At 69.9% G+C, this 24,516-nt stretch carries 16 protein-coding genes and 2 pseudogenes; 9 read left to right on the forward strand and 9 right to left on the reverse strand.

From position 1 onward, the window contains the following. Window positions 1–246 precede the first annotated feature (246 nt). On the reverse strand, window positions 247–663 hold the full coding sequence (locus tag ACZ4N5_RS39960) for a hypothetical protein (protein WP_467761881.1): 417 nt from the start codon (window positions 661–663) through the stop codon (window positions 247–249). A gap of 18 nt (window positions 664–681) precedes the next feature. Between ACZ4N5_RS39960 and ACZ4N5_RS39965 the strand changes: the two genes are divergently transcribed. Then, window positions 682–897, forward strand: coding sequence for a hypothetical protein (locus tag ACZ4N5_RS39965; protein ID WP_467761882.1), 216 nt, complete (start codon window positions 682–684; stop codon window positions 895–897). A 338-nt stretch (window positions 898–1,235) separates the two neighbouring features. Here ACZ4N5_RS39965 and ACZ4N5_RS39970 read toward each other — a convergent pair whose 3' ends face one another. Both ACZ4N5_RS39970 and ACZ4N5_RS39975 read right to left on the reverse strand, forming a co-directional pair. Further along, complete coding sequence (locus ACZ4N5_RS39970) at window positions 1,236–1,751, reverse strand: GNAT family N-acetyltransferase (protein WP_467761883.1); 516 nt, start codon at window positions 1,749–1,751, stop codon at window positions 1,236–1,238. Between the two features lie 177 nt (window positions 1,752–1,928). Beyond that, window positions 1,929–2,525, reverse strand: coding sequence for a TetR/AcrR family transcriptional regulator (locus ACZ4N5_RS39975; RefSeq protein WP_467761884.1), 597 nt, complete (start codon window positions 2,523–2,525; stop codon window positions 1,929–1,931). Window positions 2,526–2,667: 142 nt separating this feature from the next. Here ACZ4N5_RS39975 and ACZ4N5_RS39980 point away from each other — a divergent pair, with 142 nt between their 5' ends. The 4 genes from ACZ4N5_RS39980 (at window position 2,668) to ACZ4N5_RS39995 (ending at window position 7,930) form a co-directional block, all read left to right on the forward strand. Beyond that, window positions 2,668–4,065 (forward strand): flavin monoamine oxidase family protein, encoded by a 1,398-nt coding sequence (locus ACZ4N5_RS39980; RefSeq protein WP_467761885.1) that lies wholly within the window; start codon window positions 2,668–2,670, stop codon window positions 4,063–4,065. Further along, window positions 4,062–4,448: an SCP2 sterol-binding domain-containing protein gene (locus ACZ4N5_RS39985; protein ID WP_467761886.1), complete on the forward strand. Its 387-nt coding sequence runs from the start codon at window positions 4,062–4,064 to the stop codon at window positions 4,446–4,448. The genes ACZ4N5_RS39980 and ACZ4N5_RS39985 overlap by 4 nt, the downstream gene beginning before the upstream one ends. Window positions 4,449–4,464: 16 nt before the next feature. After that, window positions 4,465–5,868 carry an APC family permease gene (locus tag ACZ4N5_RS39990; protein ID WP_467761887.1) on the forward strand — a complete coding sequence of 468 codons (1,404 nt, stop codon included), beginning with the start codon at window positions 4,465–4,467 and terminating at the stop codon, window positions 5,866–5,868. Window positions 5,869–6,226: 358 nt separating this feature from the next. After that, window positions 6,227–7,930 (forward strand): aldehyde dehydrogenase family protein, encoded by a 1,704-nt coding sequence (locus ACZ4N5_RS39995; RefSeq protein WP_467761888.1) that lies wholly within the window; start codon window positions 6,227–6,229, stop codon window positions 7,928–7,930. Between the two features lie 59 nt (window positions 7,931–7,989). On the opposite strand, the pseudogene ACZ4N5_RS40000 reads toward ACZ4N5_RS39995, so the two are convergent. From ACZ4N5_RS40000 to ACZ4N5_RS40015, 4 genes and pseudogenes are all read right to left on the reverse strand, one after another. Then, window positions 7,990–8,193, reverse strand: a pseudogene (locus ACZ4N5_RS40000) (GNAT family N-acetyltransferase); the annotation flags it as partial. A gap of 380 nt (window positions 8,194–8,573) precedes the next feature. Further along, window positions 8,574–9,350 (reverse strand): ABC transporter permease, encoded by a 777-nt coding sequence (locus tag ACZ4N5_RS40005; RefSeq protein WP_467761889.1) that lies wholly within the window; start codon window positions 9,348–9,350, stop codon window positions 8,574–8,576. Continuing rightward, on the reverse strand, window positions 9,347–10,333 hold the full coding sequence (locus tag ACZ4N5_RS40010) for an ATP-binding cassette domain-containing protein (protein ID WP_467761890.1): 987 nt from the start codon (window positions 10,331–10,333) through the stop codon (window positions 9,347–9,349). The genes ACZ4N5_RS40005 and ACZ4N5_RS40010 overlap by 4 nt, the downstream gene beginning before the upstream one ends. 14 nt (window positions 10,334–10,347) lie before the next feature. After that, a pseudogene (locus tag ACZ4N5_RS40015) lies at window positions 10,348–11,015 on the reverse strand (DUF4097 family beta strand repeat-containing protein). A gap of 1,366 nt (window positions 11,016–12,381) precedes the next feature. Here ACZ4N5_RS40015 and ACZ4N5_RS40020 point away from each other — a divergent pair. Next, window positions 12,382–12,840, forward strand: coding sequence for a hypothetical protein (locus tag ACZ4N5_RS40020; RefSeq protein WP_467761891.1), 459 nt, complete (start codon window positions 12,382–12,384; stop codon window positions 12,838–12,840). Window positions 12,841–13,482: 642 nt separating this feature from the next. Next, window positions 13,483–13,971 (forward strand): Ig-like domain-containing protein, encoded by a 489-nt coding sequence (locus ACZ4N5_RS40025; protein WP_467761892.1) that lies wholly within the window; start codon window positions 13,483–13,485, stop codon window positions 13,969–13,971. A 60-nt stretch (window positions 13,972–14,031) separates the two neighbouring features. On the opposite strand, the gene ACZ4N5_RS40030 is transcribed toward ACZ4N5_RS40025, so the two are convergent. Both ACZ4N5_RS40030 and ACZ4N5_RS40035 read right to left on the reverse strand, forming a co-directional pair. Then, window positions 14,032–14,181, reverse strand: coding sequence for a hypothetical protein (locus tag ACZ4N5_RS40030; RefSeq protein WP_467761893.1), 150 nt, complete (start codon window positions 14,179–14,181; stop codon window positions 14,032–14,034). Beyond that, window positions 14,178–15,623: an MFS transporter gene (locus ACZ4N5_RS40035; RefSeq protein ID WP_467761894.1), complete on the reverse strand. Its 1,446-nt coding sequence runs from the start codon at window positions 15,621–15,623 to the stop codon at window positions 14,178–14,180. Before ACZ4N5_RS40035 ends, ACZ4N5_RS40030 begins: the two co-directional genes overlap by 4 nt. A gap of 458 nt (window positions 15,624–16,081) precedes the next feature. Here ACZ4N5_RS40035 and ACZ4N5_RS40040 point away from each other — a divergent pair, with 458 nt between their 5' ends. Both ACZ4N5_RS40040 and ACZ4N5_RS40045 read left to right on the forward strand, forming a co-directional pair. Further along, entirely contained in the window at window positions 16,082–17,809 is a 1,728-nt protein-coding gene (locus tag ACZ4N5_RS40040) for a fatty acyl-AMP ligase (protein WP_467761895.1), read from the forward strand. Beyond that, on the forward strand, window positions 17,806–24,483 hold the full coding sequence (locus tag ACZ4N5_RS40045; RefSeq protein ID WP_467761896.1) for an SDR family NAD(P)-dependent oxidoreductase: 6,678 nt from the start codon (window positions 17,806–17,808) through the stop codon (window positions 24,481–24,483). Before ACZ4N5_RS40040 ends, ACZ4N5_RS40045 begins: the two co-directional genes overlap by 4 nt. Window positions 24,484–24,516: the final 33 nt, after the last annotated feature.

Raw genomic sequence — 24,516 nt, forward strand, 5'->3', positions numbered from 1 at the left:
GTCGCGGCAGGACAGGGCGGGATCCCCCGCCCCCGGCGATCAGCCGGTGCCGGAGGGACGACACCGCCCAAACAGCGGTCGAGCGTCCGTGAACCCCAACCCACCTCGGTTGAAATCCCCCTCTTTTAAGAGGGGGAGGATGTCAATTCTTCCCCCGCGACCTGGTCGACCACCTCGCCGACGGCTGGGACCTTCAAGAGGTCCACCCGTTCGAGGAGGGCGGCCTGCCGCGGCGGCTGTGGCGCGTCACCCAGGCCCTGCCCCGGTGAGCGCCGCCCCGCCGCCGTCGGCGGACCTGGTGGTCGACGGCTTCGGCCTGCTGTGCGTCACCCTGCTGCTGCGACTGCGCGCCCGGATCACCGCCGCCGGGCAGGTCCGAAGCGTCGAGTGGCGGCCGGGATCCAGTGACTGGTCGCGCAGGGCGGCGGCCGAGGCGACGGCGTTGCGCAACCGGTCGCCGCGGGTGGTGTCGCGGAAGTCGAGGACGACGGTGAGGTCCCACCGGCCGGTCGTGTCCCGGGGTTCGGCGCTTGTTGTCGCGGCCACGTGCCGCGTGGTCGGCGTGCCGTCGGCCGGGCGGCTTTGGTAGCGGGGGCCGCGGTCCAGGACGATGCGGTTGCGGTCGTCGAAGACCCGTACGTGTTGCGCCAGTTCGGCCGCCATGGTGGGGTCCGCAACTATGTGAACAACAGCAGTGGCAGCACCAGTTGTTCGGGCTGGATCGACTGGGCCCCGGAGGGGGACACCGGCCACTTCTACGGTCTGCAGAACCGGATCTGGGCCAATCCGTGGACGACCCTGGAGTCCACCTACATCCCGGACAACTCCCCCGCCCTGGCCCGGGTCTGTGTGCAGGCGACCGGCGACAACACCGCGCGCTGCACCGCATGGTGGTAGAACGCTGACGGCCACCGCCTGATCGTCAGGGGTGCTGAACCCTCGCCGGGCACCGCTGCCGGGCCGCGGTACCCCCGCGGCCCGGCAGCGGTGCCCGGCGTCCTGGCGGACGTTGCCGAGATCGGCGCCACATCGCCGGCGGAGGGCCCGGCGCGGATCCGCTCAGCCTTCCCGTACCCGTCCCCTGCACACTCCTGCACCCGGGCCCGGGCAGCCCTGCGGGAACCGGACGAAAGCAAGCTCACCGGGCTGCAGCAGCCCGGTCACCAGCGCCGCCGATGCGAGGCCCCGTGCTCCGGGCCGGCTGACGCGCTCGGCCCGCGACAACGACCGTCAGGTCAGAGGTGGTTGAAGGGCTCGGCGTAGGCGAAGGTGCCGCGCAGGGTCGGCTCGTACGCCGAGAGGGTCCGCACCTGGAAGTAGTCGCCGTAGCCGGGGTCCGGCGCGGTGATGCCGTACTGCGTGCTGGGGTGGAAGCCGTAACGGCCGTAGTACGCGGGGCTGCCGAGCAGGGCGACGAGCGGTTCGCCCAGTGCGTCCGCCGCGCCGAGCGCGGTGTGGACGAGTGCCAGCCCGACGCCTCGGCGCTGGTGATCGGGGTGCACGCTGAGCGGGCCGAGTCCCAGGACCGGGGCGGTGTCGACGTGGGCCCGGGTGCAGATCACATGCCCGACCACCTCGTCCCGCTCGTTCACCGCCACGAGCGACAACTTGGGCAACCAGCCCTCGCAGGTGCGCAGTTCGTCCAGCAGGGTGGCCTCGACGGGGACCGCCGTCCCCGGTTTGGCGAACGCGGCCGCGGTGAGGGCGAATACGGCTGGAATGTCGGCGGGTGTTTCGCGTCGGATCAGCACCGGCACAGTCTGGGTGTCGGGGCGGCGCGGGTGCAAAGGAATAAGGAAGAGGGAATCAGAAGGTGTTCTCCTTCCTCCCTGCTGTAACCGGCGAGACCGACTCCGGGGCGGCTCAGTGGCCGACGCGCCCCGGTTTTTCCTGGGTCCGCACGGAACGGCGAGGCGTCCGCCGGCGGCTCAGGTCGGCAGGGGCAGTCCAGCGAGCATGATCGCCGACCGGATGACGTTGCCGAGGTCGCGTTCCGACTGCTCGGCGTTGTGATGGACTTCGTACTGGATCACCAGGCCGTCCACGGCGGCGACGATGAAGCGTACGAGTGCGGGCAGGTCGACCTCGGGCGGGCTGGGCATGTGGGCCAGTGCGGAGGCGAACACCTCCTGGGCGGACATTTGGTAGCGGGTGTACTGCCACTCCGCGAGCCACTCGAACCCGGGGGTGCGGCGGCAGAAGACAGTCAGCTCGTACTGCATCAGTTGCAGGCCGTCGTCACCCACCACGTAGGCCCAGAAGGCCCGCAGTCCCGTCTCGATGGCCTGGGTGAGTCCGCCGGCCGGGTCGACGGCGTTGCGCAGCACCTGTTCGACCTGTGTGGTCACTTCGGCGATGACCGCGCTGAGCAGCTCGTTCTTGTCGTGGAAGGCGTAGTGCAGGGCCGCTTGTGGGGCGCCGGCGTGCTCGGCGATGCGGCGGGTGGTCGCCCGATCCAGGCCCTCCCGGGACATCACTTCGATCGCGGCTTTGACGAACTGCGCCCGACGCGCGTCGACCGTCATCCGAGCCAGTGTTCCCACCTCTTCGCGCCTGCCGCCGAGCATCGTCCCGGCAGAAGTTTCAACATCGCCTCTTGACGGGCCAAGGTCACTCTACTTCACTTGGGCAACCGACTTGGTCACTTGCCCAACTTTGGAGTTGCTCATGTCCGACCCCCATGACACCGACGTCGTTGTGGTGGGCGCCGGCCTCGCCGGCCTGTCCGCCGCACGCCGCCTGCACGACGCAGGAGTGGACGTGGTCGTCCTGGAAGCCCGCGACCGCGTCGGGGGCCGTACCTACTCCGCCACCGAGGACGGGGGCCGCCTGGTGGAGTACGGCGGCCAGTGGATCGGTCCCACCCAGGACCGCATGTACGCGCTGGTCGAGGAGTTCGGCCTGGAGACCTTCGCCCAGTACAACGACGGCGACAACCTGCAGCTGTCCGACGGCAAACTGCTGCGTTACCACGGCGCGATCCCGACCGGAGACCCGGTCATCGCCGCCGACCTGATGGACGCGATGGTCGAGCTGACCTCCGCTGCCATGACCGTCGACACGGCCGCGCCCTGGGCGCATCCGCAGGCCGCCGAGTTGGACAGCACGACCGTGGAGACCTGGATCCTCCAGCAGTCGTACTGCGAGGGCGCCAAGGTGTGGCTGCGCGCCCTGACCCGCGCGCTGTTCCCCGCCGAGCCCGGCGAGATCTCGATGCTCCACGCGCTCTTCTACATCGCCTCGGGCGGCGGGCTGGAGAAGCTGATCGGCACTATCAACAGCGCCCAGGAGGCCCGGATCACCCACGGCTCGATGCAGGTCTCGCAGCGACTGGCCGCGCTGCTCGGTGATCGGGTGCGGCTGAACAGTCCGGTCCACCGCATCGAGCACGGTAGCGACGCGGTCGCCGTGCATCACGAGGGCGGTGTGCTCCGGGCCCGCCGGGTGATCGTCGCCATCCCGCCGACCCTCGCCGGACGCATCCGCTACCTCCCGGCTCTGCCGGGCCTGCGCGACCAGCTCACCCAGCGCTCCTTCATGGGTTCCGCCGTCAAGATGAGCGTCGTCTACGACAGCCCGTTCTGGCGCGAGGAGGGCCTGTCCGGCCACATGGTCAGCGACAGCGGCCTGGTGTGCACCACCTTCGACCAGACCCACCCCGACCGCCCCGAGGGCGTCCTGGTCTGCTTCGTGGACGCAGGCGCCGCCCGCCGCGCCGCGGCGATGACCGCCGCTGAGCGGCAGACGACCGTCATCGAGGACCTGGCCAGGTATTTCGGCGAGAAGGCGCGCACCCCGATCGCCGTCCACGAGAAGCTCTGGCTCGACGACGAGTGGGCGCGCGGCTGTTACGTCGGCATCATGTCGCCCGGTACCTGGTCCACCCTCGGCTCGGCCCTGCGTGAACCGATCGGCTCCATCCACTGGGCCGGCACCGAGTACGCCACCGTCTGGAACGGATACATGGACGGGGCGGTCAGCTCCGGGCAGGAGACCGCCGACGCCGTCCTCGCCGAGATCACCGCCGCAGCGGCCGCCTCGATCGCCACCGAGGTGACCCGATGAACGCCGGAGCAGAGCAGGAGACGGTGACCGCAGCGGAACTGCAGCAGGCCCTGGCCGACTACGCCGACAAGGCCAACGCCAGCCCGCGGGCCAGGAAGACCCTGGCCACCTGGAGCTGCCTCATCCACATCGAGGCCACCGACCTCTCCGAGGCCGCCTTCACCTTCCATGTCATCGCCGGCGCCGCCCAGCCCGTGGCCGAGGGGCGCCGCGGTATCCCGGACCTCGTCGTGCGCGGCCGCGCCTTCGACCTGGCGGAGATCTTCTGGGGCGACGCCAACCCCGTGTCCAACTACATGCAGGGCGCCATCAAGACCCAGGGCCGCGCGGAGGACGTCATGCGTCTGGACGCGATGGCCATGTTCATCTTCCTCGGACAGTAGGAGCAAGACACCCGCCATGGCCGATCAGATCTCGAACGAGCAGCCCCAGCTCAGCCGCTCCCTCTCCCTCGGCGGCGCCTCCGCCATCTCCACCGGCCTCGCGTTCGCCGCCATCAACTTCCTGGGCCTGGCCCAGTTGCTCACCTACGTCAGCGGGCCCGTCTCCTGGCTCGCGGTTCTCGCCGGCGCCGTCCTGATCCTCGGGGTGCGTGCCCTGTTCTCCGAACTCAACGGCCTCTACCCGACCGCCGCCGGCATCCGGCTGTGGATGCAGCGGGCCATGAACGACCGGCTGGCCCTGATCATCACGCTCACCTACATGACCGCGATCGTGCTGGTCATCGGGGCGGACGCGTACATCATCGGCGAGGCCATGGCCTACGCCTTCCACAACGGCCATCTGGTCGCGATCGGTTACGTCGCCGCCCTGCTGGTCCTGGCCACCTGGACGAACCTGCGCGGCATCAAGCTCGCCGGCGCCGCGGAGAAAGTCGTCACCACCGTCGTGGTCGTGGCGACCGTGGCGATCGGGGTGATCACCATGATCCACCACAGCCCGCTCGCACACCCGGGCGCCGGATCCAGCAGTTCCCCGGTGCAGGCGCTGATCCTCGGCATCTTCCTCTACACCGGCTTCGAGTGGGTCACCACCAACGCCGAGGAGGTCACCAGGCCCACAACCATCCAGCGGGCCATGCTCGTCTCGGTCCTCGTGCTCGCCGGCAGCCAGGCGGTGTTCGCGGTCGCCATGGGCGTCACCCTGAATGGCGCCCAACTCGGCACGGCCTACCCGCAGTTGCTCGTCGCCCAGTCTTCCCTCGGCCATGTCGGGATGCTGGTGATGCTCGCCGTCACCGCACTCACCGCCGTCAACACCTTCAACGGCGGCTTCGTCACCCTCTCCCGGTTCATCTACGCGGTCGCCCGCGAGGGCAAGCTTCCCCGCCCGCTGACCCGCCTCAACGACCGTGCCGTCCCCGTCCTGCCCATCTACCTCCTCGGCGGCAGCTCCCTCGTGCTGGCCGTCGTGGTCGCCGCGACCGGTTCGTTCGCCGTGATGGTGTCGGTGTGTGCCGCCCTGGAGATGATGATCTACGCTGCGGCCGGCTTCGTCGTGTGGCGGCTGCGCCGCCGCGCCCCGGAGCAGGCACGGCCGTTCAAACTGCGCGGCGGAGCCCCGCTGGCGCTCGCCTTCACCGTGCTGTTCGGCCTGCTCGGCCTGCTCGCCGGCGTCAGTGTCGGCCCCGACATCACCCCCGTGCCGCTCGCCGTCGTCCTCGGCTGCGCCGCGCTCGTCGCCGTGTACGTCTTCACCTACGTCCCTCGTCTGGAGCGCCGCGAGGCCGAGGAACTCGCCGCCCGCCGGGCCGCCCGCGCCGCCGCCCGCGCCATGCGGTCTGCGGAAGGAGCCAACCCCTGACCGCCGCCTTGGCCCTGGACGTCGAGTCCCTGGAACGATGGTGTCGCCGAGCTGCGTGAGAGGGCCGAGTCGTGGACAGCGACGCTCAGGAGCGGAGCACCCAGCTGAAGGAGCTGATGCCGCAGGTCCCGGGAAGCGCCGAGGAACTCGCCGGTGCGCGTGCTCGCGCGAAAGGCTACGACCCAAAGCGTCGGGGGGTGACCGGCTACCAGACCGCCGTCCGGGTCTCAAGGGACCTCCTGCTGGTGGGCGCGCCCCGGCCTTCCCCCTGATCGACCCAGCCCGCGGCACCGCCCACCTCGACGCTTGACCCGCCGCCACCTGCCCGGACCACCCCTGCTGCCCTAGGAGCGAACCCATGACAGCCCCTGCCCTCGACACCGCACTGCTTGACCACGCCATCGCCGAGCTGCGCGAGGGCGCAGACTCGTGGGCCGCCACCCCGATCGGCGAGCGGATCGCGCTGCTGGAGCGACTGCTGCCGCGCATCGTCGACGGCGCCGCGGAGATGGCCGCCGCCGGCGCCCGTGCCAAGGGCTACGGTCCCGACTCCCCGTGGGCAGCCGAGGACTGGATCGCCGCCCCCTGGGCGCTCGCCCAAAACGTCGGTGCCTACCTGCACGTACTTCGCCGGATCGCCGCAGGCAAGCCGCCCGTCGCACCCGGGGCGGTGCGCGAGGGCAACGGGCACACCCGGGTCGACGTCTTCCCCGCCACCGGCTGGGACAGCCTGCTACTCAACGGCTTCAAGGCCCAGGTGTGGATGCAGCCGGGCATCAGCGCACAGCAGGTACAGGACCGGGCCGCCGGCGAGTATCGCGGGCGGCCCGGACACCCGGCCGTCGCCCTGGTACTGGGCGCGGGCAACGTCGCGGCCATCACCGCCCTCGACATCCTGCACAAGCTGTATGCCGAGGGCCAGGTCGTCATCGCCAAGATGAACCCGGTCAACGCCTACCTCCGGCCGCACTTCGAGCAGATCTTCACCGAGTTCACCGCGCGCGGCTGGGTGCGCTTCGTCGACGGCGGCGCTGCCGAAGGCGGCTACCTGACCGCGCACGCGGGCGTGGACGCCATCCATGTCACCGGCAGCGACCGCACCCACGACGCCATCGTGTGGGGGACCGACGAGCAGGCCGATCAGCGGCGCCGCGACGACACGCCGCTGATGGGCAAGCCGTTCAGCAGCGAGCTGGGCGGGGTCAGCCCGTGCATCGTGGCCCCGGGCCCCTGGAGCGCGGCGGACTTCCGCTTCCAGGCCGAGCACATCGTCAGCAGCAAGATGAACAACTCCGGTCACAACTGCATCGCCAGCCAGATCCTGGTCCTGCCCCGGTCGTGGGACGGCACCGAGCGGCTGCTCGCCGAAATCCGCGCGGTGCTGCGTGAACTGCCGCCGCGCACCGACTACTACCCCGGGGCCGACCAGCGCCTCGCCTCCGTGCTCAAGGCCCACCCGGACGCCGAGAGCCACGGCGGCTGCCGGATCGTCGTCTCCGACATCACCGACCACGACGACGCGATGATCACCGACGAGGTCTTCGCCAGCGCCCTCGGCGTGGTACGGCTGCCGGGCGACACCCCCGAGGACTTCCTGGGCCACGCCGTCGACTTCGCCAACGACACACTCCCCGGCACCCTCGGCGCCACCCTCATCGTCCACCCGAGAACCGAGACGAAGCACCGCGCCGCCGTGGACGCGGCCGTGGCCGGACTGCGTTACGGCACCCTCGGCGTCAACTGCTGGTCCGCGCTCGGCTTCCTGCTCGGCTACACCCCCTGGGGTGCCTTCCCCGGCCACACCCGGCAGGACATCGGCAGCGGTATCGGCTTCGTCCACAACGCCTTCATGCTCGAGGACATCGAGAAGACCGTCCTGCGCGCCCCCTTCGCACCCACCCCCCGCGGACTGTTCAGCGGCTCGCCCTCGCTGTCCCCCCGCCCGCCGTACTTCGTCACCAACCGCACCGCCAGGACCACCATCGAACGCATCACCCGCTTCACCGCCGCCCCCGGCATCGCCAAGCTGCCCGCCATCTTTGCCTCCGCACTGCGCGGCTGACCCCGCCTTGCGCACCCCCCACACCCCGCCCCCTGAGCCGCCACCAGAAACGAGACGCCGAAGATGGTGCGGACCTCGCCTTCTGACTCCAGTCGGCCGAAGACGGTGGCTTCGGCGCCGTGTGCCTTCGTCCCGCGTTTTCGCAGCTTCTCGATGTCCGTCAGCGGCGTGTTGTGCAGGGCTGGCCGCGAGCGCAGGAAGTCTCCGGCTCGGACGAGGAAGTCGTCGATGTCTTCGGTGAGTTGCCAGTCATCCGCAAGCATGCTTCCTGATCCCGGATGTACTCGACTCGGGGTACGGGGTGCCGGAGATGTTCGGCTCGGCGGGCGCCGTCGGACCCCAGGGTGAGCCGTCCGGTGGAGTCATGTGGCGGCAGGTGGTGGAGAAGCCCGGCAGGGCGGCGCACTCCGACGGGGTGTCGGGGTGCGCCGCCCTGGGGTGGGACGGGTTGGCGGGTGGGGCCGCGTTGTCATGTCGGCTAGGGCCTGTCTGGCCATTCGCGTCGGATCAGGCCGCGGCGTCTGGTGCCGTGCATCGCAAGGCGGAGGGTCGCCCTCGTACTGGGCGTACTTGGGCGTGCCCGACAACGCGGCGAGGTGCGGTGCCAGGCGTCGCGGGCCCGGCGGGAATGGTCAGACAGGTCCTAGGCGGGGTCGCGGTCGAACTGGGCCTTCGACCAGCGGTAGCCGAGGGCGCTCAGGCCCAGGCACCAGGCGAGGGCGATCCACCAGTTGTTGCCGATCTCGGTGCCCAGGAGGAGTCCGCGCAGGGTTTCGATGGCGGGGGTGAAGGGCTGGTACTGGGCGATCGGCTGGAACCAGCCGGGCATGGAGTGCAGGGGGACGAAGGCGCTGGAGATGAGGGGCAGGAGGATCAGCGGCATGGCGTTGTTGCTGGCCGCCTCGGCGTTGGGGCTGCCCATGCCCATGCCGACCGCGATCCAGGTGAACGCCAGGGCGAAGAGCGCGAGCAGTCCGAGGGCCGCCAGCCATTCCACCACCGTGGCGTCCGTGGAACGGAAGCCCATGGCGACGCCGACCGCGCCGACGAGGACGACGCTGATGATGGCCTGCAGCACGCTGCCGACGACGTGTCCGAACAGGACGGAGCCGCGGTGGATGGCCATGGTGCGAAAGCGGGCGATGATGCCCTCGTTCATGTCGGTGGCGACGGACACGGCGGTGCCGACGACGGTGGAGCCGATCGTCATCAGCAGGATGCCGGGGACGATGTAGGCGATGTAGGCGGAGCGGCCCTCGCCGCCGCTCATGGTGTTGCCGAAGATGTAGACGAACAGCAGCAGGAGCATCACGGGGGTGAGCAGCAGGTTCAGGGTGAGCGAGGGGTAGCGGCGGGCGTGCAGGAGGTTGCGGCGCAGCATGGTGGACGAGTCGCGTACGGCGAGGGAGAAGGAGCTCATCGCAGGGCCTCCTTGGGCTGGTTCGGCTGGTTCGGCTGGTTCGGCTGGCTCGGTACGGTGTTGCCGGTCAGGGCGAAGAAGACGTCGTCGAGGTCGGGGGTGTGCACGGTGAGTTCGTCGGCCTCGATGCCGGCGGCGTCCAGCCGGTCGAGGATGGCGCGCAGTTCGCGCTGGCTGCCGTCGCTGGGGAGTTGCAGGGCGAGGGCCTCGTCGTCGCGCGATGCCTCGTTCAGCGAGGTGGCGGCCAACTGGTAGGCGGCCGGGTCGGTGAAGCGGAGGCGGATGTGTCCGCCGGGGATGAGCCGCTTGAGTTCCTCGGCGGTGCCTTCGGCGGCGATCTTGCCGTTGTTGAGGACGGCGATGCGGTCGGCGAGTTCGTCGGCCTCCTCCAGGTACTGGGTGGTGAGGAAGACCGTGGTGCCGCCGGTGACGAGTTCGCGGATGATCTGCCACATGTTGTGGCGGGAGCGGGGGTCCAGGCCGGTGGTCGGCTCGTCGAGGAAGATGATCCGCGGGCTGCCGACCAGGGTCATGGCGATGTCCAGGCGGCGCTTCATGCCGCCGGAGTAGGTGGAGGCGGGCTTCTTGGCGGCCTCGGTGAGGTCGAAGCGCTCCAGGAGTTCGGCGGTGACGCGCTGTCCCTCGGGCTTGGTGAGGTGGTGCAGGTCGGCCATGAGGAGCATGTTCTCCTCGCCGGTGATCAGGCCGTCGACGGCGGAGAACTGGCCGGTGACGCCGATCGCGGCGCGTGCGGCCTGCGCTTCGGTGGCCAGGTCGTGGCCGCCGACGTGGATCTGGCCGGAGCCGGGGTCCGGGGAGATGAGGGTGGAGAGGATCTTGACGGCGGTGGTCTTGCCGGCGCCGTTCGGGCCGAGCAGGGAGAAGACCGTTCCTTCGGGGACGATCAGGTCGATGCCGTCGAGGACGACCTTGTCGCCGTAGGACTTGCGCAACCCGTGCGCCGCGATGGCCGAGTTGGTCATGGGGGATGCTCCTTTTAGAGGCTGCGGGCGGTGATGTCGCCGTGGGCGGTGGTCGCGTGGATGGTCAGGCCGGGGGCGGGGTCGGTGTTCTTGAGCGTGTTGCTGATCCGGCCGTAGGTGGTGCCGGCGTCCAGTGCGGCGGAGACTCCGTGGGCGGCGCCGACGGTGATGTCGCCCATCTGGGTGCTCAGCGTGAGCGTGCCGCGCGCGGCCTCGGTGATGTGAATGGCGCCCTTCTGGGTGCTGATCTCGGCGGGGCCGTTCAGGCGGCCGACCGTGATGTCGGCGTCGAGGCCGGTGAGGCGGGCGCTGTCGGCCTCGTCGAGCTTGACCGAACGGTGGGCGCCGTCGAAGGCGACGTCGCCGAGGCGCCCCAAACCGCGGAGTTCGGCGGCGGCCGCCTTCGCCTGGACGCGGGAGCCGGCGGGCAGTTGGACGGTCACCTCGACGGATCCGACGGGCCGAGGATCCGGTTCCTGGCCTCCGGGGCCTCGATGCGCAGGACGCCGTCGCCGTAGACGACCTGGATCTGTTCGGCCGCCTTCACGTCGCGGCTCTTGGAGGGGTTGGCGGGCAGGATCTCGACGGTGGTGTCGGTGCGGTCGGCGGCGATGAACTGGATGCGCCCGGCGGGGATGTCCAGGACGGCCGAGACGGGGGCGGGGGTGTCGAACTTCTGCATCGTGCTCTCCTTCTCCGGCATTGCGCGCCCTGTCGGCCCGCTGTTTCCGATGACAGAAACGCTACGTTGCATTCACCGATCCGGCAATAGAGTTGTTGCGTCAAACCGCCATCATCGCAGGCAGTTGCTCGAAATTTGTTGCAATGGCCCCACGCTTAACGCAACACCCTCGCACAAGAGCCGTTGCAATGGATTGAAAGTGAACGCTATAGCCGGTGAAGACATCACCGGGTTCCTCCGAGGATGCCCCGGCCGTCAGGCCGGGGTGGGGGTACCTCCCGCTTGCGGGGGAGAATCGGACTCCTGCGGAGCAGGGCAGGAAACGGGATTTCGCCCCCAGGGCGAAACACCGTCCACCTGATTGGGTACGCTGCGCGCCGTGCGGTGCGAGAACCAAGCGTGCACACCGTGCTGATCGAGAGCCAGGACAGCACATGCACCTCCAAGCTTTGCTGGATCAAACCGGGCTGGTTTCAACCCGGCTGGTGTCGATCGCGGAAGACCTGTTGGGTCGCTGACCCGCAGGCAGCGTGAGCCAGGAATCCCCCTGCTTCAGCTGGGGGAGGATTCAAAGACCGCCGACGCAGAGCGTGACGCCGGGCGGCAGACTCACCCAGCAGGAACGCCGGCAGATCACACTGTGACCGGCCGAAGCATCCCTGCACCAACACCGCCAAAAGCCTGGACCACTTGAGCCTCGGCCATCACGCGGGAAGTCATGCGCAACAGCGGCCCCACCGCCTGCCGGGCCAAGACGGCCCACCGCGCCGCCGAAGGCCGTGCCCAGTCGACGACGACGTCAACTCCCCACAGCAGCACCTGAAACCACGATCGGATCGCTGGCAACAACCCCGTACGCGCCCGCCGGACAGCCCCGTCCGGAGCGGTAGCGCGTGGGCTCCGGTGAGCAACACGGCCCGGATGAGCGCATGATGTGCGGCCGCAGGTGCGCTCGACACCCACGTGGACGTGCGTGGCACCAAGTGCCCGTCAAGGTCCCAGCGGTCCAGGACCGCGGCTGGAGACTTCAACTCGGAGACATGAGGCATCCCATGGCCCGAACCCGGCTCCGCGTCCCGATGGCGACACAGCCACGAGGCCCCTGCCCGTCCCGCAGGTGAAGCGGGAGCGCAGCGGACAGACGCCGGCCATCAGCGGGCCGCCGCAACTACGTGACCGGTCGCTCTCGCACATGCCCTCGCCCGCGCCGGGCGGCCGCAGGGCCCGGGCCGGAACGGTCCGGCGCCGGTTGTCATGTGCATCGTATGATCACAGGGACCGGGGGGTTGCGTTGCACCAGTTGGCGGCCCCCGACCTCGGGGCCCCTCTGACCAAGGCGCCCTTCATCACGGGAGATTCTCAAAAAGTGCGGAACTTCAAGCGATTCCTGGGCACAGCTGTCGCCGTGGCCGGCCTGACGGGTGGCGCAGTCCTTTCGGGGGCCGGAAGTGCTTCCGCCGACCCGAACTTCACGTTCAGCGTGGACAGGGTCGGCAAGAACTACAGCATTGAGGTCTACAACAACCATGTGCGCGCGGGCTTCGCGGACTGGAACGCCGACCCCGACAACTCGGTCACCCCGCCCATCCCGGGGGACGCCCTCGAAGTCCGCGACATCCTGAGCGACGGCTGGGGCATCGAAGCCGAAGCGGCGGCGCAGTCCAACGCGGCCGGGTACCGCAAAGCGACCACGCGAGGCCACTCCGCGTACTACAACTCCGGCTGGAAAACCGGCAACATCGCGGAGGGGACCCCGATCGTCGTCAATGTCTGCGCCGTGAAGGGTGACAAGGAGCAGTGCGGTTCCGCGTACGGTCTGGCGTAGCCGTTCCTCCTTCCTGAGTGCTCGACAGGCTGCCGTCCCCGCGCGCCCTCCGGCGAGCGCCTGCGGCGTCCCGTGAGCGTCCGCGCCGTGCTTGACGGCCTGCAGCACGATGGGACCTGACGAGGGGTCCGGCCGGTTCACGGCCGGGCCCCTCGCTGCTCTGCCGGGCAGCGCCGGGATCGAGCAGGAGCACCGCGTGAGCCAGGAATCCCCCTGCTTTAGCTGGGGGAGGATTCAATCGGGATACCGCCTGGCCCGGGTTGGGACTGCCCGGCCCGGCAGCGTTCAGGTCTCCAGGACGGGCGACAGCCCGAAGCCTCACGCGCAGGGGCCAGGCTGAGCCTCCGGCATTTGGAGGCACGGAGCGTTTGGTCACTCCCCTCATGAGCCCGCCCGTACGGCGCCCTGCAGTGAGCGCCGTTGCCCCGGCTTCACCGTGCCTCCCCCCGCGAGAGGCGCAGGGTGTGCAGGTCGCCGGGCCGTGTGCCGTGCGAGTGACGCACGGTCCGCTTGGATCAAGTGCATGCCCCGAACGAGGGATTTGGAAGTCCCTGAGCAGGAATGCGGGACCGCGGATCATGGGTGACGATCTGACCAGTTGTGGCGAACCCGCCCACCCGGCCAGTACCACGAGGAGTAGCAGTGTCAGGTCAGCGAGGATGGAATCCCTGGAAAACGATCGCCCCTGCGGCGCTGGCTGCGGTCGTGGCCTTCGCTTCTCCGGCGGCGGCGGCCGAGCAGTCGACGACGACAGTCCAGGCAACGCCCTCGTCGGCGAGCGTGGGTGAAAGCGTTCGGCTGACGGCAACCGTGGCCTGCGCCGCCGACGCCACAAGCGGGCTGGGGCTGACGTTCTTCGACGGCGACATCCTCCTGGGGACGGTGCGTGTCGGTGCCGATGGGAAGGCGGGATACACCACCAAGTTCACCACCCCTGGCACGCACACGATCACAGGTGCCTACAACGGCAACCAGAACTGCGGCGCGTCGAACAGCACGGCCACCGTGCAAGTAGCGCCGGCACCGGTACCCCCTTTGCCGCCTGACAGCGGAACCTGCCTGCTCCTCCTTTGTGGAGGGTCCGTCATCAATTTCTCTGTCGGCGACATCAACAACCACATCCACGGATAGCTGCGCCGGTCCGGGACCGGCCTGCCTTCCTCTTTTCGAATGAGGGCGGTGGAGCGGGGCTCAGAGCGTGCCGGATGCCACGGCCCAAGTACTGCCCTGGCGGAGCGGGTCACCCCGTTCGCACACGGACATGCCCTGGCGCACCGGCCGGCTCACCAGGACGGTGATCGAGTGCTGCTGCATCGCGCCGGGCCCATGGCCACAGCTCATTTGGACACTCGAGCGTCGGTCACCACGCAGCAGCCGTGCCGGGTGCATACGTGTTTACGCAGTCCCCACAGGGCCACAGGTACGCCGAAAGCCACCAGAGACGCAGCGGTGTACAGGCCGGCCTGGTAACCCATCAGAAAGGCGTGCTCGGAATTCGCGCCCGTCGACATGGCTGAGCGCTGCGCAAGCGTCACAATCAGACCGACCACGGCGATGCCGAGGACGCCGGATGCTTCTCGGGTGGCGCTGAACAGCCCCGCGGCGATGCCGGACAGCTGGTCGGGCGAGGACTCCAGAGCCCGTGTGGTCAGGGGAACCGCCAGGGCCGAGCCGACACCGATCGTCGCCAACCCCGGCAAGAGGTCGACGAAGTCGCCGTGCCTGCTCCCCACGGCCACCAGCAGCAGGCCCAGAGCCACGAAAAGTATTCCCGTCGCGGCCACCCGCCCGTCCCCCCAGCGGCGGGCCAATGCCGTGACAAAGGGAGCGGTCATCAGGAGCGACAGAGCCACCGGCGTGAACATGAACCCGGTGGAGGTGGGGCTCAGGTGCAGAACGTTCTGCAGGTACAGCGTGGTGAAGAAGTAGACCCCGCTGACTCCCAGGCCCCAGAGGAGTTGGGTGATGAGGCCGCCCGTAAAGGCGCGCCGTCCGAAGAGGACGGCGATGGTGGCCCGTCGGTGAGGTGATGACTTCACAGCGAGCGTGAGCAAGGACAGGGCTGAGAGAAGGGCGACGGTCACGATGCGGGGAGCGCTGAACCCGTCGCGGGGTCCTTCGATGAGGCAGTACGCAAGTCCTGCGACAGGGAGGCAGACCAGGGCGACCGCGCGCAGTGACGTGGCGGGAACGTCGGCATCGTCCGGTGCCGGGCCCGATGCCGACGGGTGAGGCACGCATGCCAGGCAGAACAGGAGGCATACGGCCCCGATGGGCGCGTTGACCGCGAAGAGCCAGTTCCATCCCAGGTGCTCCGTGATCAGGCCGGACAGGACGGGGCCGCCTGCCAGGGCGGAGGCCAGCGCGACGGTGAGAGCGGTGACGCCTGCGTTCCTGGAACGGGGTGGGAGGTCGTGCGACAGGACGGCCAGGGAGGCGGGGAGGATCAGGGCAGCCCCCATGCCCTGCAGCCCCCGGCCCGCGATGAGCGCCGCCGCGTGATGCGCTGCGCTGCACAGCATCGACGACAGCGTGAAGACGACGACGCCGAGCAGAAGGGTCAGGCGTCGGCCTTTGCTGTCCGCCAGATGCCCGCCGATCAGAAGAAAACTGGAATGCACCAGTGGGTAGATGGCAGCCACCCACTTCAGCCCGGACTCGTCGAGGGCGAGTTGTGTCTGGATCTGCGGCAGAGCCACGTTGACGACAGTGCCGTCCAGAGCCGTCATGAAAGAGGGCAGAATGACGGCTACCAGGATGCCGCGACTGCGCAGTCGGCTCATCAACAGTTCCCGTGAGTGAGCCCGGTATCAATGGCGAGGACCGCCAAAGGGTCAGAGGACCCAACCGGGTTCACCCATACTCGGGGATGCGCGACGCGGCGCTCAAAACCGACACGCCGCGGCCCTCCGGAGCCCGGGGCCACCGTCCTTGAGCCGTGTCCATCGGCATCGACTGCCTCTGCTGACGGGCCACGGCCTGCATCGATTACGGCGTGTCACACAATTCTCTGATCAGGTTCGTGTTTTTCTGATCTTCGTTGCGCGCATGTCCGGAAATCCCGGACCAAGGCGCCGAACCAGGGACACGGGCCCGCTGCTGCACGGCACTGTCGCACATGCCGGTCTCCATCGAGCCGACGGGGAAGTCCTTCGATCCTGTCCGAACGCAACGAAGGCTTGGTGACGCATTGCCGTCTGCTATGGGAGATACGCTCAACCGCCATCTGTCTCAGAACGCATTGCATACGCCCGACGAGACGGCGTTCACCTTCGTGGATTTCAGCAGCGAAAGAGACGGCATCCCGTATGAGCTGACCTGGAAACAGCTCCACGACAAGGTCCGGGCCACCGCGACGGGCCTGCGTACAGCGGGAGCGATCGGTGAGCGAGTGGCCATCGTCGCGCCGCAGAGCCTGGACTATGTCATCGGCTTCCTGGCAGCCGCCTGCGCCGGCGCCGTCGCGGTCCCCCTGTTCCCGCCCTCCCTGCCTGGTCACGGCGAAAAGCTGGCCGCCTCGCTGGATGACGCCGCGCCCCTGCTGGCCATCTCCACCCAGGAGCAGCGCGCATCGGTGACGGACTTCTGCACCGAGCGCGGGATCGTGCCCGGCATGCGCGTCACGACCCTGGAGGACCTCCAGGCGCACGACGGTGACGACGCGCAGGAACCGCTCGGGCACGTCACCCCGGGGGACTGCGCCTACCTGCAGTACACGTCGGGATCGACGAAGTTCCCCTCCGGGGTGGAGATCACCCACGCCAATGTCTGCACCAACGCCCGCCAGGCGCTGGAGGCATACGACATCCGCCGGGGCCACAACTGTGCCGTTGGATGGCTGCCGCTCTACCACGACATGGGCCTGGTGCTGATGATCGCGCTGCCGGTTGTCGGCGGCGTTCCCTCGGTCCTCATGGATCCGCTGGCGTTCGTCCAGCAGCCCGCGCGATGGCTGCACCTGCTCACACGGTACGGCGGCGCTGTCACCGCGGCGCCGAACTTCGCCTACGACTACTGCGTCCGGCGGGTGAAGGAAGAGGACCGCGCCGCCCTGTCCCTGGGATCGGTAGCCGCGATGGTCAACGGCAGCGAACCGATTCGTGCCCAGACACTGACACGGTTCCAGGAGGCCTTCGCACCCTGTGGCATGCGCAGAACGGCGATGCGCCCTTCCTACGGTCTGGCGGAAGCCACCGTGTTCGTCACGGCCTCGCCCCTGACGCAAGAGCCGACCGTCACCCCCTTCGACAGGGACATGCTGGCGCAGGGCAACGCTCGCGTGGCAGAGCCCACCGAAGGCGGGGCCGTCAGCGAACTGGTCGCCTGCGGCCGGCCGACCAACCAGGAAGTCGCCATCGTCGACGCCACGACGCACCGCAGGCAGGAGGACGGCACCGTCGCCGAAATCTGGATCAAGGGGCCCAATGTCGGGCGTGGTTACTGGCGCCGTCCCCAGGAGAGCCGGGCAACGTTCCACGCGGTCCTGGACGGAGACAGCCCCGAGGATCCCTCCAAGCGCTGGCTGCGCACCGGCGACTTGGGGATGTGGTACGACAAGCAGCTCTACGTCACCGGACGCACCAAGGACCTGGTGATCGTCGACGGCACCAACCATTACCCGCACGACATCGAAGAGACCGTGCAGAACGCACACCCGGCCCTGCGGCGCAGCCACTCCGCGGCCTTCGCCGTGAGTACCGAGGAGGGCGAGAAGCTCGTCGTCGTCGCCGAGCACACCCGCGACCTCGCCGACCCCGAGACGGTCCGCGAGGAGGTGGCCCGCGCGGTGCGCGCCGCGGTCGTCGGCAGTCATGCCATCGCGGTCCACGACTTCGTCCTCGCGGCACCCAACACGGTGCCCCACACGACGAGCGGCAAGGTCGCGCGCACGGCCTGCCGCGAGCGTTATCTGGCAGGCGAGTGGCCGCAGCCGAAGCACGCGGCGCAGAAGGGGGCTGACTGCACATGACGGCAGCAGGGGAGCAGGCCGACAGAGGGACGGGCCCCGGGTCGCCGGACGCCGACGATCCGGTGCGCACAGGAGCGCCGGACGCCGCGGAGTTGCGCTCCGTGCTGCGAGAACTCGTCGCGAGCCTGTGCGGCGTACCGGCGGACGAGCTGGACGACACACGCCCCCTGCCCGAATACGGCCTCACGTCACGGGATGCGGTCGATCTCAGCGGGCGCCTCGAGCATCTCCTCGGCGTGTCGCTTCCCGCCACCCTGCTGTGGGAGAACCCGACCATCGGGCAGCTCCTTCACCGCCTCGCGCCGCCCGGACAGCCTGCCCACGCCGCCGAGCGCTCAGCCGACGGGGGCAGCCCGGTCAATGGGGCCGTGCCCATTGCGGTGGTGGGCATCGGATGCCGTCTGCCCGGCGGCATCAACGGGCCCGATGCCTTCTGGCAGCACCTCCTCACCGGTACCGATGCGGTCGGTCACGTCCCGGACAAACGCTGGCGGGACTTCGACGACGGAAGCCCCGACACCGCCGCCGTGCTGGACCACACCACCCGGTGGGGCGGGTACCTGGATGGCATCGAGGGCTTCGACGCCGACTTCTTCGGCATCGCCCCCCGCGAAGCCGAGGTCATGGATCCGCAGCAGCGGCTCCTTCTCGAAGTGGGCTGTGAAGCCCTCGACCACGCGGGGATCGCCGCCCCGGCCCTGCAGGGAACGGCCACCGGCGTCTTCGTCGGCATCAGCGCGCTCGAATACGGGCATCTGACCACCGCGGAACTGTCACGTGTCACCGCCTGGACCAGTACCGGAGCGGCAGGCAGTATCGCCGCGAACCGGCTGTCCTACCTACTGGACCTGCACGGCCCGAGCATGACCATCGATTCCGCGTGCTCGTCGTCCCTCGTCGCCGTCCACCAGGCGTGCCGCAGTCTGCGCAGCGGTGAAAGCGACACCGCGCTGGCAGCGGGGGTCAACGTGCTGCTGTCTCCGGCCGTCACCGTGAACTTCGACCAGGCCGACGCCCTGGCGGACAACGGCAGATGCAAACCCTTCGACGCGAGCGCCGACGGCATCACCCGGGGCGAGGGCTGCGGTGTCGTTGTCCTCAAACGGCTCGCCGATGCCCAGCGCGACGGTGACAGGATCCTCGCGGTCATCCGTGGCACCGCCGTCAACTCCGACGGCCGCTCGGCCGGTCTCATGGCACCCAACCCCATCGCCCAGCAGGCCCTGTTGGGCAGTGCCCTGCGCGACGCCGGTGCAGAAGCCGCCGACATCGACTATGTCGAGGCACACGGCACGGGCACCCTGCTGGGCGACCCCATCGAGGCAGGCGCCCTCGGCGCCGTCCTCGGGCGCGGCCGGCCGGCCGGCCGCCCGCTGCTCATCGGCTCGGTCAAGAGCAACCTGGGGCACCTCGAAGGGGCGGCGGGCGTCACCGGCCTGATCAAGACGGTGCTGTCGCTCCACCACGGACAGCTTCCCGCGACCCTGCACTTCCACAGCCCCAACCCGCACATCGATTTCACGGCCCTCGGGCTGCGGGTCGTCACCGAGCCGACCCCGTGGCCGGGCGGCAGCGACCGGCCGCACCGCGCCGGCGTGTCGGCCTTCGGATTCGGAGGCACCAACGCGCACGTCGTCCTGGAGCAGGCGCCGCACCCCGCGCAGACACCCCACCGGCCGGGCGCGCGGGCGGGTGCCGACGAAGCGGGCAGCGCTCTCCCGCACGTCCTGCTCGTCACCGCACGCTCGAAGGACCGGCTCGGTGACGTCGCCACCAGCCTCACGCACCGGCTGGCTTCCAGGGACGACCTGCCGCCGCTCACCGACCTCGCCCACACCCTCGCCCACCACCGCCGCGGACCCGTCACCGCAGCTGTCGTGGCCAGAACGCGCAGCGACCTGGCCGACGCACTGGCCGCACTCGTGCGGGACGAATCCGTGCCCGGCGTCATCGCGCCCGGCGTCCAGGGTGAGCGGCCCGGCCCCCGGCGGCCGGTCTTCGTCTTCTCCGGCTACGGCTCCCAGTGGCCCGGTATGGGACGCCGCCTGCTGAGAGACAGCCCGGTCTTCACCCGGTCCGTGGCCCGGCTGGACCCCGTGTTCGCCTCCGAACTGGGCACTTCCCTGACCGACCTCATCCGCGCCGACCAGGGGACGAGCGTGGACCGTGTCCAGCCGCTCCTGTTCGGCCTGCAATGTGCGCTCGCCGACACCCTGCGCGGCCACGGCGTGGAACCCGCCGCGGTGATCGGCCACTCGATGGGAGAGGTCAGCGCGGCGGTGGTAGCCGGTGCACTGGACATGCGTGACGGCCTGAAGGTGATCCTGCACCGCTCGGTGGAGCTGGCAGGGATCGACGCCGAACACGCCGGTGCCATGGCAGCGGTGGAACTTCCGGACGAGGAACGCGCCGACGTCCTCGGCCGCTACCCGGGCGTCGACATCGCGGTGCATTCCTCACCGCATCGGTGCACCGTTGCCGGACCGGCGGGACCTGTCGGCGAGCTGGTCGAGGACCTCACGGCGGAAGGCCGCCTGGCCCGTCTCCTGTCCGTGGGCGGAGCCGGCCACTCCCCCGCGGTCGACCCCATCCTGCCGGCGCTGCGCGAAGCCCTCGCGTCCCTTCAGGCCCGCACGCCCACGATCCCCTGGTACGGCACGGTCCTCGGCGACCCGCGCGCGACCGTCCGCCCGGACGCGGACTACTGGTGCGCCAACGCCCGTCGGCCGGTGCGATTCCAGCAGGCGGTGGCCGCCGCCGCGGCAGACGGCCACGACCTGTTCCTTGAGATCGCACCGCACCCCGTCGCCGCTGTCCCCCTCGGTGAAACGCTCACCGCCGTATCCGGCGACACAGCCCTCGTGGTGCCCACCCTGCACAAGAACGCCGACGACACCGTCAACTTCTTCGCCGCGCTGGCCCGGCTCCATCTCGCCGGCGTCGAAGGGCCCGGCGACACGCTGTGGCCGAGCGGCCGGCGCGTTGCGCTGCCCACCCCGCCGTGGCGTCACGTACGCCACTGGTTCCCCGCCCGCAGGGCAACGCGAGGGGCACCCGCTTGTGGCAGCCACGGGCTGCTGGGCCTGCGCGTGGAGGACCCGCAGACCGGCCGGGTCCTGTGGCAGGGGGATGCGGGCACCGCCCATTGCCGACAGCAGCCCCGCACCCTGCACGGGCGGCCTGTGCTCGGCCTGCCGATGTGTGCGGAGCTGCTGCTCGCCGCGGCGGAAGACATCCGCCGGACGGACTTGGCGAGCGTGCGCATCGAGGACCTGGTCGTGCACGAGTGGCTGCCGCTGTCCACCAGTACACCCATTACCACCGTGTGGCAGCCGTCCGGCCTTCACCAGGCAGCCGTCACCATCCACTCACGGTCCGCCGCGGGTACCTGGCTGTGCCACGCATCGGCCCGGGTCCTGACCGCACCGGGGCCCCTCGCTGCGGACCGGCCCTGCGACGACGCCGCACTGATCGAGGCCACCGCCTGGAAGGCAGCCGACTCCCGGCCGGCTCCCGGCCGCCACCAGCTGGCGGAACTGCTCGACGCCCTGCTGTGCGCGCCGGTCACTTCCGGAGCGGGCCAGGACACGACCGGGCCGCAAGCGCATCCGGCCGAAAGCGCCCCGGCCTCGCTGCGGCTCCTTCAGCTGCAGCGCACCGCGGTGGACGACGAGTACCGGATCCGGTGCTTCGCGTCGGCGCGCGACGACGCCCCCGCGAACAGCCCGCACGGTCGATGGGACATCCAGGCACAGAGCGTCCCCGGTGATGCGGACATCGTGGCTCACGGTGTGGAAGTGCGGCTCATCGAACCGTGCGACATCGCGGCGCCCCTGGACGACATCACGTATGACATCCAGTGGCAGAAGAACAGCGTCGGCGTCCCGCGCCCACCGGCCTGCGTCCTGCTGCTGGCCGGTCCCCACGGCAACGACGACGGCCGGCTCACCGCCCCCCTCGCGGCGGCCCTCGAAGACAGAGGCGTGGCGGTCACCGTCGGGGAGTACCAGGACGGCTCCGTCGACAGCCTGCTGGACGCCTGGCGGGTGCAGACCGGTGAAAGCCGGGCCGCGATCGTCATGCTCTTCGGCCCCGGACCGGCATCACTGGGGACCTCTCCCGAACTCCATGCGGCCGCACATGTGGCGCGGCTTCTCGTCGCCGGCTCCCCCGGCGCGCCGGTCCCCCGCCTGTGGCTTGTGACAAACAATGCTCTGGCCACGGCCCCCGGCGAGGTACCGGACCCCGACCAGGCCTGTCTGCGCGGTCTCGTCCGCGTCATGACCCTTGAACGCCCGGACCTTCGGTCCTCGCTCGTGGACATCTCCCCCCAGCCGGGGCTGGTGGACGACCTCGTCCAGGAAATCCTCGCCGACGGCGACGCGGACGAGGTCGCCTGGCGTGCCGGAACCCGCCTCGTGGCCCAACTGGCACGGGCGGACATGAGCGAGCCGTACGCCGAAGTACCCTTCGCCCGTCCCAGCGGCGCCTACATCCTCACCGGCGGACTCACCGGCCTCGGCCTGGCCACCGCCCGGCGGCTCGCCGAGCACGGAGCGGGCCGCATCGTGCTCAACGGCCGCAGGGCTCCGGGCCCGGAAGCCGAGACAGCCCTGGCGGAACTACGCACGCACGGAACCTCCGTCACCGTGGTCCAGGGCGACATCGCCGAACCCGACGTGGCACAACGCCTCGTCGAAGCCGCCGTGGCCGAAGGCCATGCGCTGCGCGGCGTCGCCCACGCCGCCGGCGTACTCCACGACCGCATCATCAGCGACATGCAGCCGTCCGACATCGCCGCGGTCTTCAGGCCCAAGGTCATGGGGGCGCTACACCTGGAGGACGCCACCGCCGAGCACGACCTCGACTGGTGGCTCGCCTACAGCTCCGCTGCCGCCCTGTTCGGCTCCCCCGGACAGGCCGCCTATGCCGCCGCCAACGCATGGCTGGACGCCCTGGCACACCAGCGACGCGCCGCCGGTCGTCCCGCGACCGCCATCGCGTGGGGTCCGTGGGCACAGGTCGGTGCCGCACCGGACAACCCGGCTCTGGCACTGGAACCCATCCGCCTGTCCGAAGGCCTGGACGCCCTGCAAGCGCTCATCACCCGCGGGCGGCCGTACACAGGAGTGGTGCACCTGGACACCCAACGCGCCCTGACTGCCTATCCGGGCCTGGAGGCCATTCCGTTCTTCGCCGGGGTCCTCTCGGACGAAACCGGCCTCGCCGGGGACTGGGCCGGTCCCGAAGGCATCGCAGGACTGGGCGACGCCGCCGCCGGCAAGGTCTGCGAGCGACTGGCCAAACGCACAGCGGCGGTCATGGGTTTCACGGTGCATGATCTTGACGAGAGCGCCGCGCTCACGGACTTGGGACTCGACTCCCTCATGACGGTGCGGATCCAGAACGCGGTCAGGCAGGACTTCGCGCTGGACCTGTCCCCCAAGCTCCTGCTGCGGGGAGCCAGTCTCCGCGACCTCAGTGACATGGTGCTGGGCGAACTGGGACTTGAGCACCGCGGCCGCGTGTCCGGGCCGGTTGCGCAGGACACGCCGCATGCGGCCGACAGGGACACACACCCTCCCCTGCCCACGTACATCGGTCCCCGGGACGCCGCCGAACGCCTCGTGGCGAGCGTCTGGGCCGACACGATCGGTGCCCGCCCCGAGGGCGTCCACGACGACTTCATCGCCGCATGCGGCGACACGCACGCGGCCCGGGCTCTCGCCGACGCGATCCTTCAGCGCCTCGGCGACACGGATGTCACCCTGTCCGAGGAGCAGGTCGTCCAGGCCCGCACCGTCGCGGCCCTTGCGGACCTGATCCGGCCCGCGGTCAACGGCACCGCCGAGTCCGTCGTACGCACGCTGCGCGAAGCCCAGCCCGGTGCCTCCCGCTCACCGCTGTTCACCTTCCACCCCGCGGGTGGCCCGACGTCCGTCTACCGCCCTCTTGTCCAGCTGCTTCCCGCCGGCCGGCCCGTCTACGGACTCGACCGGCTGGACGCGGTCGCCACACTGGAGGAAAAGGCGGCTCACTACCTGCGCATCATCACCGAGCTTCAGCCCGAGGGGCCCTACCACCTCCTGGGCTGGTCCTTCGGCGGCTGCCTGGCCTACGAGACCGCTCGCCAACTGCGCGACCAGGGCCGGGCCGTGGGCTTCCTGGGGCTGATCGACACCATCCTGCCCGCCGCTCTGCCGGGGCTGAACTCTCAGGACATGCTGCTGGAGCGGTTCGGCCGGTTCGCCCAATACATCGAGCAGACCTACGGACACCGCCTGGACCTCCCCTACGAGGAGCTCGCCGCCACTCCCGACGAGCAGCAGATCGACCTCGTGATGAGACGGGTGGCCGAAGCCGGCCTCAGCATGAGCCCCGGCATCCTGGAACACCAGCGGACCTCCTACATCGACGCCCGCATCGGAGAGCGCTACCAGCCAGGGCCGTACGACGGGCACGTCGTGCTGTACCGGGCTCAAGAGGCCCAGCCGCTGACGACGGCCCTCGACCCGCGCTACCTGCGATCGGAGCAGGACCTGGGCTGGGCTCCGCTGTGCCCCTCGCTCGAGGTCGTCCCCGTTCAGGGTGATCACCTGTCACTGATCGACCCGCCCTACGTGGAGGCCATTGCCGAGCACCTCGCCGGAGCCCTCCTGCGCCGCGCGAGCTGACCTGCAGCGCCGTGGGACTGGAGCGCGCGCAAG

The organism is Streptomyces sp. NPDC026500 (genome assembly GCF_055567635.1).

What these genes read in the sequence shown, in the direction of transcription:
- ACZ4N5_RS39960 (WP_467761881.1), bottom strand. Translation starts at nt 663, where the DNA reads ATGGCGGCCGAACTGGCGCAACACGTACGGGTCTTCGACGACCGCAAC.
- ACZ4N5_RS39975 (WP_467761884.1), bottom strand. Translation starts at nt 2,525, where the DNA reads ATGACGGTCGACGCGCGTCGGGCGCAGTTCGTCAAAGCCGCGATCGAA.
- ACZ4N5_RS39980 (WP_467761885.1), top strand. Translation starts at nt 2,668, where the DNA reads ATGTCCGACCCCCATGACACCGACGTCGTTGTGGTGGGCGCCGGCCTC.
- ACZ4N5_RS39985 (WP_467761886.1), top strand. Translation starts at nt 4,062, where the DNA reads ATGAACGCCGGAGCAGAGCAGGAGACGGTGACCGCAGCGGAACTGCAG.
- ACZ4N5_RS39990 (WP_467761887.1), top strand. Translation starts at nt 4,465, where the DNA reads ATGGCCGATCAGATCTCGAACGAGCAGCCCCAGCTCAGCCGCTCCCTC.
- ACZ4N5_RS39995 (WP_467761888.1), top strand. Translation starts at nt 6,227, where the DNA reads ATGACAGCCCCTGCCCTCGACACCGCACTGCTTGACCACGCCATCGCC.
- ACZ4N5_RS40005 (WP_467761889.1), bottom strand. Translation starts at nt 9,350, where the DNA reads ATGAGCTCCTTCTCCCTCGCCGTACGCGACTCGTCCACCATGCTGCGC.
- ACZ4N5_RS40010 (WP_467761890.1), bottom strand. Translation starts at nt 10,333, where the DNA reads ATGACCAACTCGGCCATCGCGGCGCACGGGTTGCGCAAGTCCTACGGC.
- ACZ4N5_RS40030 (WP_467761893.1), bottom strand. Translation starts at nt 14,181, where the DNA reads ATGAGCTGTGGCCATGGGCCCGGCGCGATGCAGCAGCACTCGATCACC.
- ACZ4N5_RS40035 (WP_467761894.1), bottom strand. Translation starts at nt 15,623, where the DNA reads ATGAGCCGACTGCGCAGTCGCGGCATCCTGGTAGCCGTCATTCTGCCC.
- ACZ4N5_RS40045 (WP_467761896.1), top strand. Translation starts at nt 17,806, where the DNA reads ATGACGGCAGCAGGGGAGCAGGCCGACAGAGGGACGGGCCCCGGGTCG.